Genomic DNA, 10,638 nt, shown 5'->3' with positions numbered 1-10,638 from the left:
TCATCGCTGAACGGGGAAATCCATGAACCCGCAGACCTTCGATGAATACTGGCTCGGTTATCTTGCCGGCCATTCAAAAGCTTCTACCCGGCTTATCCACTATATCGGCCTGTTTTTCGCGCCGCTCGCAGGGATCGCCGCATCCTTTCTGGTCGTCTGGTGGGCCTTTCTGGTCATCATTCCGTTCTTCTATGTCGCGGCTTTTCTCACTCACCCTTTCCTCGAGCACAACAGCAACAAGCCGTTCGCGGATCGGCCGTTGTGGAGCGCCATCGCGCTGCTGCGCATGCTTGCTCTCGATCTGACGGGCGGGCTCGGTCGCCAGCTCCGGCGGTTGAACGAGGTCGCCCGATAGGCATGGCGAGCGTGGTCGTCGCTTTCTGCTCGGCCATTCTGCTGCTCGGGGCGGGCTTTCATCTCTATTGGGGTTTCGGTGGGCGCGTTGGCGCCGGCGTCGCGTTGCCGCAACGCGAGGACGGCACTCCCGCCATCAAGGAGACGGCCTTTGGGGCGATGGCGATAGGGTTGATCCTGGCGCTGGTGCTGCTGGTTCTTGGCTTCGCCGGTGCGGTTCACCTGCCATTACCGCAATCCTTGCTGAAGGCCGGCATCATCTTGTGGGCGCTTATCTTCACCTCGCGAGCGTTGAGCTGGTCCCGGTATTTCGGGCTGTTCAACCGGGTCCGGACCACACGTTTTGCCAGCTACGACAGCTGGTTCTACAGTCCGTCATGCCTGCTGTTGGGGCTGGGCCTTTTCTATCTCGCTTTGTCGCGGGCAGCAGAGTGAGCCGCCGGCCACCATTCGCCAGCACTTGAATTCCGGTCTAGAATAGGAAATCGGCTTCGTGTATGGAGCCGCGATCCCCATATGGGGCGGGAATGGCGGGCAACAGCTCGCTGGAAAGAGCGTTTGGGTGCAGCGATGACGAAATGGTCGCCGAATTCTTGGAGAGCAAAGCCGATCAAGCAGGTTCCTGCCTATCCGGATCTTGTCGCGCTGAAGAATACGGAAGCCCAGCTCGCCACCTTTCCGCCGCTGGTTTTTGCCGGTGAGGCGCGCAAACTGAAGAAGCAGCTTGCAGCTGTCGCTGCCGGTGACGCATTCCTGCTCCAGGGCGGCGATTGCGCCGAGAGCTTCGCTGAGCATGGCGCGGACAATATCCGCGACTTCTTCCGCGTCTTCCTGCAGATGTCGGTGGTGCTGACTTTCGCCGGCGCGCAGCCGGTGGTGAAGGTCGGCCGCGTTGCCGGCCAGTTCGCCAAGCCGCGCTCGTCCGACAACGAGACCAAGGGCGAGGTGACGCTGCCGAGCTATCGCGGCGACATCATCAACGGCATCGAGTTCGACCCAAAGTCGCGCATTCCCGACCCGGCCCGCCAGGAGATGGCTTACCGCCAGTCGGCGGCGACGCTCAACCTGTTGCGCGCCTTCGCCCAGGGCGGCTATGCCAGCCTGGAGAACGTGCATAGCTGGATGCTGGGGTTCGTCTCCGACAGCCCGCAGGGCGAGAAATATGGCAAGCTCGCCAACCGCATCACCGAGACGATGGATTTCATGAAGGCCGTCGGCATCACCTCGGAGACCAACTACGCCTTGCGCGAGACCGATTTCTACACCAGCCACGAAGCGCTGCTGCTCGGCTATGAAGAGGCGCTGACCCGCGTCGATTCGACCTCTGGCGACTGGTACGCCACGTCGGGCCACATGATCTGGATCGGCGACCGCACGCGCCAGCCCGACCATGCGCATGTCGAATATTGCCGCGGCATCAAGAACCCGCTCGGCCTCAAATGCGGTCCCTCGCTGACGCCGGACGGCTTGCTGGAACTGATCGACCTGCTCAACCCGGAGAACGAGCCGGGCCGGCTGACGCTGATCGCCCGCTTCGGTTCCGACAAGGTCGCCGACCATCTGCCGAAGCTGGTGCGCGCGGTGCAGAAGGAAGGCCGCAGCGTGGTGTGGTCATCCGATCCGATGCACGGCAACACCATCGAGGCCGCCGGCTACAAGACGCGGCCGTTCGACCGCATCCTCAAGGAAGTGCAGACCTTCTTCGAGGTGCATCGCGCCGAAGGCACGCATCCAGGCGGCATCCATGTCGAAATGACCGGCAAGAATGTCACCGAATGTACCGGCGGGGCGCGTGCCATCACCGCCGAGGAGTTGCAGGACCGCTACCACACCCATTGCGACCCGCGCCTCAACGCCGACCAGGCGATCGAGCTGGCGTTCCTGGTCTCCGACCTGTTGAAGAAGAGCCATCCGGTCCAGCACAAGCAGGTAGCCAACGGTTGAACCTGTTTGCAGGCTGAAGAGAAAAAGCGCGGGCGAAATCCGGCGCTTTTTTGTTGATCAGCGGCCGCGTTCCCAACGCAGGCCGTTGAGCCGGGGATCATTGGCGAAAGCGGTTCTGGAAAACTCGATGCGCCTTTCCGGAAACTCACAGATCGCCTGCACGCCGAACGAGCCGAGCCGGATGCGCCAGGTATGCGGCTCCAGAGGCTTGGCCTTGGCAAAGCCGCGGCATGTCAGCAGCGCCACGTTGGCGCCTTTGGGATCACGCGCCGAGCGGTAGCGGATCGCTTCCAGCCCGGCCTCGCGCGTAACGTCGGCAATGGCCTGGCAGGCGGCATAGTCGATCGGATGCGTCCACTGAGCCTGGTCGCGGTCAAGCGGTGGCCGCGTCAAGTCGACGGCTTTGTGGGTGCGGATCGCCGCGGCGAAGGCGGTGTACTCGGCGGCGTCGTGCGGCCACGGCGTGTCGGGCGAATCGGCAAAGAACAGCAAGCGGTAGAAGGCCATTTCGGCGACGGCGGTCATGATCGTCTCCGCCGCGTAATAGACGCCCAGGGTGCGGCCGGCGCGGCGGAAGCGCGAGCCGTAAGGGTAGATCGAGCCGTAGCGAAAGGGCGTCGCCAGGAGATAGTGGAGATGCCGGCATTCCATGGGGATCTGCGGCTTGGTCTCCTCGATCAGATCCTCGATCAGCGCCTGTTCGTCCAGCGTGTCGACGATTTTCAGCGTCGAGACGCGGTGCTGCGCCTCGACCATGCGCCAGTATTTGCCGTCGAGCCGTACGGCTTCAGACGAGAGCGCGTCGGGAGTCCAGATAGGCAATGACATCGACAAGCCCGGTGATGGTGAGGATCTTTTCAAGCGGGCTGCCGTCGAACACCGTGTTGGTGTTCTTGAGCCATGCCCGGGCGATCGCCTCGTCACCGCCAACAATGGCGTCGAGCGAACGGAACAGCCGCACGAACAGCACCGCGAGTTCGAATGGCTTGGTGCCGCGCTCGAGCAGGAATTCCTGCCTGCGCATGCGCGAAACCGTGGCTTCCGAGACGCCGATGATCGACGCCAGCGTCCTGGCCGTTATGTCCAGCAGCTCGGCAGCGCGCAGCGTGGCCTTGGTCAGAACCGCGTTTTCGGCCGTCTTTGCGGTGATATCGGGGGCGGCAGCATTGGGTTGTGAAACAGACATGGCCTCTCTCTTTCCATAGAAAATATAGGCCATGAAAATTCATATGGAAAGAGACCGTGCTCGATAAATTTGTCCACGTCCGCGAATAGGCTGTGCGCCGAAGCGTCAGTCTTTCTTGTAGAGCAGCCAGTTCTTGCCAGTGCGGCCGGCCATTGTCGAATGCCTGGTGACGCGGTTGCGCCCGCCGACCTTGGAGCGGTAGAGCGCCCGATCCGCCTTGGTGTAGAGATCTTCCGGGCTTTCGGCCTCGGAAGCCATGCAGATGCCCATGGAAACGGTCACCGTGCCGTAATTGGTGCCGGTCTGGCTGCTGGTGAAGGGCGTCTGTTCGATCAGCACGCGGATGCGTTCGGCGATCTCGTAGGTGGTATCCTCACTGGCGCCCTCGATGATCAGCGCGAATTCCTCGCCGCCGGTGCGGGCAACGAACATGTCTTCACGGATGCTGGTCTGGAAGATTTCGGCGATGATCTGGATGATCTTGTCACCGACCGGGTGGCCGTAGCGGTCGTTGATGTCCTTGAAATGGTCGATGTCGGCAAGAATCAGCGCGTTGAACAGGATGCCCCTGTTGGAGGTGTAAATCCCGGTGATTTGTTTGTCGAAGGCGCGGCGGTTCCAGATATGGGTCAAGGGATCGGTGTCGGCGAGCCGCTTGTACTCCTCGAGCTTCGACTTGACGCTCTCCAGTTCCGCCGTCTTGTCGCTGAGCGTGGTGGCAACCTGCCTGCCATGGTCGAGGGTCGAATTGGTGGCGACCGCCATGGCGTTGGCGACCTTCTGCAGCAGATCCTGTGAAAGCAGGCTGCGGTTGGCGAGGCCGCTCGACGTCTCATCGAGGATCTTGCCGTATTTCTCGATATGGCTGCGTTCGCTTCGCAGCAGCAAGGCGATATCCTCGAGTTCCCTGGCCAGCACATCGCGTGCCTGCTCGACAATGCCTGGACCATGGTGCTGGGCAAAGAAGGCGCGGCCGATGCGGTCGAGATCGTCCTGCGTCGGCCGGTTGCCGAGCGCCACGACGGCAAGGCTGAGTTCGCGATTGGTGCCTTTCAGCGCTTCGTAGAAGATCTCGTAATTGCGCGGCAGACCGAGCACGCCAAGCTGGCGCATGGTCGTCACAACAGCTGTTGCAATGTCGCTGTTTCGGTCGGTCTGGGCGGCTGCCGGCTGCATGTTCTGTTCACTCTACCCCTGGGAACCATCGCAAACTTGCGCGTGCGAGATGTCGCCGACCGGGGGAGAACCAGCCGTATTTCGGATCATCTTACCAAGGACGCGTCCCCATCGCGGCCTTCGCTTGGCAACGACCATAAATGCGCTGGCGCTAAAGTTTCCTTAATGTGCCGCTAGGTAACGCGACTATTCTACTTCAGGCTGCAGGGGAGAAGCGCGAACACGCCAATATCGTGTCGCATTTGCTCGTACCTGGCCGCCGCAAAACTGAAATCCTCTCCGGTGGCGGTGAAGCCGTGAACGATGGCCGGTGGAGGGCAGGGATGAGTGATATCAGCAGCGGATCTTGCCTGTGCGGGGCGGTGCGTTTCCAGACGCGCGGGCCGCTGCGCGGCGTGATCTATTGCCACTGCTCGCAGTGCCGCAAGCAGAGCGGGCATTTTTACGCCGCAACCAACGTCGCCGATGACAACATCACCGTAACAGGGTCTGAGAATATCACCTGGTACGAAGCATCTTCGTTTGCCCGGCGCGGCTTTTGCAAGACATGTGGCTCGGTGCTGTTCTGGAAGCCGGGCCAGGATGCCTACGTCTCGGTTCTGGCCGGGTCGTTCGATGGGCCGACCGGGCTCGAGGGCGAATGCCATATCTTCGTCGGCGACAAGGGCGATTACTATACGATCGACGATGGGCTGCCGCAGTTCGAGAGGTCGACGCCGACCATCAAGGTTGCGGACGAATGATTTTGGTATGGCTGCCTTATTCCCTTGATCCAGCCATTGCGATATCCCCTGCCGGTGATTCGAAGGGGATGCGCGGGCAATGCAGCGGCTGATCGATGCTTTCTTCAATTCGGTGCGGGCTTTTCGCAAGCTCGCAACCAGCGAAAAGGCGTTCCAGCAGGAACTGATGCTGCTCGTGCTCGCCTTGCCGCTCGGCTGGTTCGTCTCGGTGTCGTGGCGGGGCTATGCGCTGCTGATCGGCGCCGTGCTGCTTTTGATCATGGTCGAGGTGCTGAACACCGGCATCGAGGCTGCCTGCGATGCCTTCAGCCGCGAGTTCAACGTCGACATCCAGCTTGCCAAGGATTGCGGCTCGCTGGCGGTGCTGATTTCGGTGATCATCGTCGCCGGCGTCTGGGGCATCGCCATCATCGAGCGCATCACAGGACTACCGATCTAGAACCTGCGTTCCTATCTGTCAGTCACTAAAGGAGACTGACGTTGAGCGAAGCCGCCAATTCCCTCTTGCTTGAACGTGCCGGCCTGCCGGACGATTTGCGCTGGCTGGCGCAGAAATACCCGCGCGAAAACTGGCAGGGTCACGCCAACATCCATGGCCTCGCCAATTTGTGGCTGCAGCGGCACGACATGTTTCGCGAGCTCGGCGGCATGCTCACCAACGGCATTGGCGACTATCGCGAAGGTCGGCTGACGGCGCCGGATTTCGCGCGCTGGTTCGCGCCACGCCTCAACCATTTCCTCGGCAATCTCGACGGCCACCACAATGTCGAGGACTATCAATATTTCCCGGCTTTCGCCAAGGCCGAGCCGCGCCTGAAGCGGGGCTTTGACATACTCGATGCCGATCACCACACCATCCATGACGGGCTGGAGCGCAATGCCGAGGCCGCGAACGCCTTCATCCGCACGCTTGAGGAGAGCGAGGACAAACAGCGCTTCGCCGCCGATGCCTATGCCGACGAGAACAGCCGGCTGATCGCCATGCTGAAGCGGCATCTTGCCGACGAGGAGGATTTGATCATCCCGCTGATCCTCGACCGTGGCGACCGCGCTTTGGTCGAGGACGACGACTGAGCTTCAGCCGGCTTCGCTCTCGCGAGCGTCCTTGGCGCGCTCCTTGCCGGCGACGGTGCGGGCGATGAGCCAGGCAAGGATGGCGACGGCGAGCCCAATGCCGAGGGCGATCAGCAACCTTTCGTGATGGAGCAGTGCCTTGCCGACCATCTGCTCGGCGCCGAGGCCGAAGACATAGCCGATGCCGCAGAACAAGGCCGCCCAGACCAGCGACGAGATGGCGTTGAGGATGACGAAGCGCGGCACCGATATGCTGGCGAAGCCGGCGGCGATGCCGCCGACCAGGCGCAGGCCGTAGATGTAGCGGTTGGACAGCACGAAGATGTTGGGGTGCGACGAGACGAGGCGGTAGGCATGGTTGAAGCCGGGCCGCGCCTTCAGTTTCAGAACCCTGGGATGATCGGCGAAGCTGCGGCCGAGGACAAAGAAAAACGTGTCGCCGACGAAGGCGCCAATGGCGGCCGCGAGGAAAGCCTTCCAAGGGACGAAGACATGCTGGTGGGCGAAGAAGCCGCCAAGGATGGCCGCACTTTCGCCTTCGGCGACACAGCCGAGGAAAACCGCGATAAGCCCATATTGCTCGATGAGGTGATGGACGATCCCGGTCATTGAGACGTTTGCCGGCCCGACAGTTTTTCGTCGATGCGGCTCATCTGTTCGGCCAGGCGCGCTATGTCCTCGCGCACGCCGATGATCTGGCTGTGGCGCAGTTCGTCCAGCTTTTCATGCAGCGCCATGATCTCGATCTCGGCCTTGAGATTGACCTCATAGTCGTGCGCGGCGTCGATGCGGTCGCGCGCGGCCTGGCGGTTCTGCGACATCATGATCACCGGCGCCTGCAGGGCGGCGATCATCGACAGGACGAGATTGAGGAAGATGAACGGGTAGGGGTCGAACGAATCTCGCCCCAGCAGCCACCAATTGGCGCCGATCCAGAGAACCAGGAAGGCGATGAAGGACAGGATGAACGTCCACGAACCGCCGACGCGGGCAATGGCATCGGCGATCCGGTCGCCGGCCCCCTGAAGCCCGGCGAGACTGTCGTTGATGTCCTGCGAGATCGGCTTGCGGTCGACGGTGCTTTGCAAGACCCGCCGCTCAAGCTCGCTGAGGGTCTCAGGCGTTCGCCTCAGCCAGCGGTCGGCCAGTTCGGGCACGGTCTTATGCATGGTCGCCTCCATGGTCAGCGTCTGGCCTAGACCTAGAGGCTACCGGTGCGCACGGGAAGTGGTAGATTGCCGCGTCCATCCATACTGAAGCAGGGCGGCAATGGCAGACTTCCAGAAGATTCGTGCCCGTGCCGCAAAACGCAAAGGCGGCGACGCCGTGCTGACGTCGCTGCTCGGGCCTTCGCCCGATAACGCCGCCGTGGCCAGAATCACCGATGACCGCATCCTGTCGACGATGGCCGAGCGGGTGTTTGCCGCGGGCTTCGTCTGGCGCGTCATCGAGCAGAAATGGCCGGGTTTCGAGGAAGCGTTCCTGCAGTTCGAGCCGAAGCGACTGTTGTTCCAGCCCGACGATTTCTGGCACGATCTGACGGCCGACAAGCGCATCGTGCGCAATCCGCAGAAGATCAAATCGGTGCGCGACAACGCCGCCTTCGTCGAGCGCGTGTCGAAGGAGCATGGCGGCTTCGGCAAGTTCCTGGCCGAGTGGCCCGCCGACGACCAGGTCGGGCTGATGGCGTATCTCGGCAAGCATGGCAGCCGGCTCGGCGGCAACACCGGCCAATATTTCCTGCGCTGGCTGGAATGGGATGCTTTCGTCATCTCGGTCGATATGGCGGCCGCCCTGCGCGACGCCGGCCTCGACATCGCCGAAAGCCCGACGTCGAAGAGGGATCTCGACAAGATCCAGGCGCAGATCAACAAATGGGCACAGGAAACTGGCCTGCCGCGCCGGCACATCTCGCGCATCCTGGCGATGTCGATCGGCGAGAACCATTCGCCGGAGGCGCTGCGCGAATACATGGGCGAGTAGGGCTGTCGCCCTCAGGACACGATCGAACTCGATCGGTCTGGATTGGTCCAAACGAACGCCATTGCCGGGGCAATTTTGCCGCGCTAAACCGCAGGCATGACCAAGAAGACCGCTCCCGATATTCTGCGCATCGCTGTCGCCCAGCTCAACCCCACGGTCGGCGATGTCGCCGGCAATCTTGCCAAGGCGCGCGAGGCGAGGGCGGATGCGGCCCGCCAGGGCGCCGACATCGTGCTCTTCACCGAGCTTTTCCTTGCCGGTTATCCGCCCGAGGATCTGGTGCTGAAGCCGGCCTTCCTCAAGGTTTGCGAAAAGGCTGCGCAAGACTTCGCCAACGACACCGCCGATGGCGGGCCGGGCGTCATTATCGGGACGCCGCTGAAGCGCAAGAGCGGCACCCACAATTCGATCATCTTCGCCGATGGCGGCAAGATCCTGGCCGAGCGCTACAAGCTCGATTTGCCCAACTATGGTGAGTTCGACGAGAAGCGCGTCTTCCAGGCCGGACCCGAGGCTCAGGGACCGGTCAACTTCCGTGGTGTGCGCATCGGAATTCCGATCTGCGAGGACATCTGGGGCGACGTCGGCATCTGTGAAACCCTGGCTGAAAGCGGAGCGGAAATCCTGCTGGTGCCGAACGGCTCGCCCTACTATCGCGCGAAGATGGACGTGCGCCATCAGGTCGTTATCCGCCAGGTCATCGAAACCGGTTTGCCGATGATCTATGCCAATCAGATCGGCGGCCAGGATGAGTTGATCTTCGACGGCGCTTCTTTTGCGATCGGCGCCGACAAGACGCTGGCTTTCCAGATGAGCCAGTTTGAGGAGACTGTCGACGTCACCACCTGGAAGCGCACGGATGCCGGCTGGGTCTGCTCGGAAGGGCCAATGTCGAAAATACCCGAGCGAGAGGAAGCGGACTACCGCGCCTGCATGCTGGGCCTGCGCGATTACGTCAACAAAAACGGTTTCAAGAACGTCGTGCTCGGCCTGTCCGGCGGTATCGATTCGGCGATCTGCGCCGCATTGGCCGTTGATGCGCTCGGCGAGGAGCGGCTACGCGCGGTGATGATGCCCTACCGCTATACCTCGAAGGATTCGCTGAAGGACGCCGAGGACTGCGCCCGCGCGCTTGGCTGCCGCTATGACATCGTGCCGATCTTCGAGCCCGTTGAAGGCTTTCTGCATGCTCTGACGCAGCTCTTCGAAGGCACCAAGGAAGGCATCACCGAAGAAAACCTGCAAAGCCGCGCGCGCGGCACGATCTTGATGGCGATCTCCAATAAGTTCGGCTCGATGGTGGTCACCACCGGCAACAAGAGCGAGATGTCGGTGGGCTATGCCACGCTCTATGGCGACATGAATGGCGGCTTCAACCCGATAAAAGACCTCTACAAGATGCAAGTCTATGCGCTGTCGCGCTGGCGCAATAGCCATCTGCCGCCGGGCGCGCTCGGGCCGTCGGGCGAGGTGATCCCGAAAAACATCATCGACAAGGCGCCGTCGGCGGAGCTGCGCGAGAACCAGACCGACCAGGATTCGCTGCCGCCCTATCCGGTGCTGGACGATATTCTGGAATGCCTGGTCGAAAACGAGATGGGCGTCGACGACATCGTCGCGCGCGGCCATGACCGGGCGACGGTGACGCGCGTTGAACATTTGCTCTACATTGCAGAATACAAACGCCGGCAGGCGGCGCCGGGCGTGAAGATCACCCGGAAGAATTTTGGCCGCGACCGCCGCTATCCCATCACCAACCGTTTCAGGGATCGCGGCTAAAATCCTGATTTAATTCGAGAACCCTTGGGGGAGAGCAGGGGCGGCATCACTTCAGCGACGGGATGGAGGTCGATTTCGTCGACCTCAAATCCGTCACCGACCTTACGACTGCGATCGCGACCAGAAAGCTTGTCCGGTGGTGCCGTGACAGTCCTCCATATCTGTTGTTGCAAAATAACATCACTGGTTGGACCAGTTGCGCTTTGGGCGTGCGCCCGTCTTGGCGATCCGTCATGGCGTCTCTATAAGGACCGCTCCGCAATTGTCTTGCGGGAGGTCCGAATGGCAGTATTTCACATGGTAATGCGAGGCCGCGAAGCCTAGGTCTCTACCGGCGTCCGGCGAGGGTCAGTCCTTCGCGCCGATGCCGGATCGAGTACAGGCTTCTGCCGATACCGG

Annotated in this window: 13 protein-coding genes; 8 read left to right on the top strand and 5 right to left on the bottom strand. The window is 61.8% G+C overall.

What is annotated here, in order from left to right:
• The first annotated feature begins 22 nt into the window (after positions 1 to 22).
• From AC1D1L_RS12545 to AC1D1L_RS12535, 3 genes are all read left to right on the top strand, one after another.
• Entirely contained in the window at positions 23 to 355 is a 333-nt protein-coding gene (locus tag AC1D1L_RS12545) for a DUF962 domain-containing protein (RefSeq protein ID WP_192251155.1), read from the top strand.
• A gap of 2 nt (positions 356 to 357) precedes the next feature.
• The gene (locus tag AC1D1L_RS12540) at positions 358 to 789 is read left to right on the top strand and encodes a DUF3995 domain-containing protein (RefSeq protein ID WP_477341651.1); all 432 of its coding nucleotides are present in this window, start codon (positions 358 to 360) and stop codon (positions 787 to 789) included.
• Positions 790 to 924: 135 nt separating this feature from the next.
• On the top strand, positions 925 to 2,298 hold the full coding sequence (locus AC1D1L_RS12535; protein ID WP_477341649.1) for a class II 3-deoxy-7-phosphoheptulonate synthase: 1,374 nt from the start codon (positions 925 to 927) through the stop codon (positions 2,296 to 2,298).
• 57 nt (positions 2,299 to 2,355) lie between these two features.
• On the opposite strand, the gene AC1D1L_RS12530 is transcribed toward AC1D1L_RS12535, so the two are convergent.
• From AC1D1L_RS12530 to AC1D1L_RS12520, 3 genes are all read right to left on the bottom strand, one after another.
• Complete coding sequence (locus AC1D1L_RS12530) at positions 2,356 to 3,126, bottom strand: RES family NAD+ phosphorylase (RefSeq protein WP_477341647.1); 771 nt, start codon at positions 3,124 to 3,126, stop codon at positions 2,356 to 2,358.
• Positions 3,086 to 3,484, bottom strand: coding sequence for an antitoxin Xre/MbcA/ParS toxin-binding domain-containing protein (locus tag AC1D1L_RS12525; RefSeq protein WP_477341645.1), 399 nt, complete (start codon positions 3,482 to 3,484; stop codon positions 3,086 to 3,088). Before AC1D1L_RS12525 ends, AC1D1L_RS12530 begins: the two co-directional genes overlap by 41 nt.
• 105 nt (positions 3,485 to 3,589) lie before the next feature.
• Positions 3,590 to 4,660: a GGDEF domain-containing protein gene (locus tag AC1D1L_RS12520; protein ID WP_112567235.1), complete on the bottom strand. Its 1,071-nt coding sequence runs from the start codon at positions 4,658 to 4,660 to the stop codon at positions 3,590 to 3,592.
• A 323-nt stretch (positions 4,661 to 4,983) separates the two neighbouring features.
• Here AC1D1L_RS12520 and AC1D1L_RS12515 point away from each other — a divergent pair, with 323 nt between their 5' ends.
• From AC1D1L_RS12515 to AC1D1L_RS12505, 3 genes are all read left to right on the top strand, one after another.
• Positions 4,984 to 5,403 carry a GFA family protein gene (locus AC1D1L_RS12515; protein ID WP_436260152.1) on the top strand — a complete coding sequence of 140 codons (420 nt, stop codon included), beginning with the start codon at positions 4,984 to 4,986 and terminating at the stop codon, positions 5,401 to 5,403.
• A 79-nt stretch (positions 5,404 to 5,482) separates the two neighbouring features.
• A complete protein-coding gene (locus tag AC1D1L_RS12510) occupies positions 5,483 to 5,842 on the top strand; it encodes a diacylglycerol kinase (RefSeq protein ID WP_477341642.1) in 360 nt (119 codons plus the stop codon).
• A gap of 41 nt (positions 5,843 to 5,883) precedes the next feature.
• Positions 5,884 to 6,477, top strand: coding sequence for a hemerythrin domain-containing protein (locus AC1D1L_RS12505; protein ID WP_477341640.1), 594 nt, complete (start codon positions 5,884 to 5,886; stop codon positions 6,475 to 6,477).
• 3 nt (positions 6,478 to 6,480) lie between these two features.
• Here the strand turns inward: AC1D1L_RS12505 and AC1D1L_RS12500 are convergent, their stop codons facing one another.
• Entirely contained in the window at positions 6,481 to 7,086 is a 606-nt protein-coding gene (locus AC1D1L_RS12500) for a DedA family protein (protein WP_352585870.1), read from the bottom strand.
• A complete protein-coding gene (locus tag AC1D1L_RS12495; protein ID WP_477341638.1) occupies positions 7,083 to 7,646 on the bottom strand; it encodes a DUF1003 domain-containing protein in 564 nt (187 codons plus the stop codon). The genes AC1D1L_RS12500 and AC1D1L_RS12495 overlap by 4 nt, the downstream gene beginning before the upstream one ends.
• 100 nt (positions 7,647 to 7,746) lie before the next feature.
• On the opposite strand from AC1D1L_RS12495, the gene AC1D1L_RS12490 reads away from it, so the two are divergent.
• Positions 7,747 to 8,460, top strand: coding sequence for a DNA-3-methyladenine glycosylase I (locus AC1D1L_RS12490; RefSeq protein ID WP_477341636.1), 714 nt, complete (start codon positions 7,747 to 7,749; stop codon positions 8,458 to 8,460).
• Positions 8,461 to 8,556: 96 nt separating this feature from the next.
• Complete coding sequence (locus AC1D1L_RS12485) at positions 8,557 to 10,239, top strand: NAD+ synthase (RefSeq protein ID WP_477341634.1); 1,683 nt, start codon at positions 8,557 to 8,559, stop codon at positions 10,237 to 10,239.
• The last annotated feature ends 399 nt before the right edge of the window (positions 10,240 to 10,638 follow it).

It is taken from the genome of Mesorhizobium sp. P2_D6, assembly GCF_056404315.1.
This window is presented reverse-complemented; position numbering and strand designations above follow the sequence as displayed.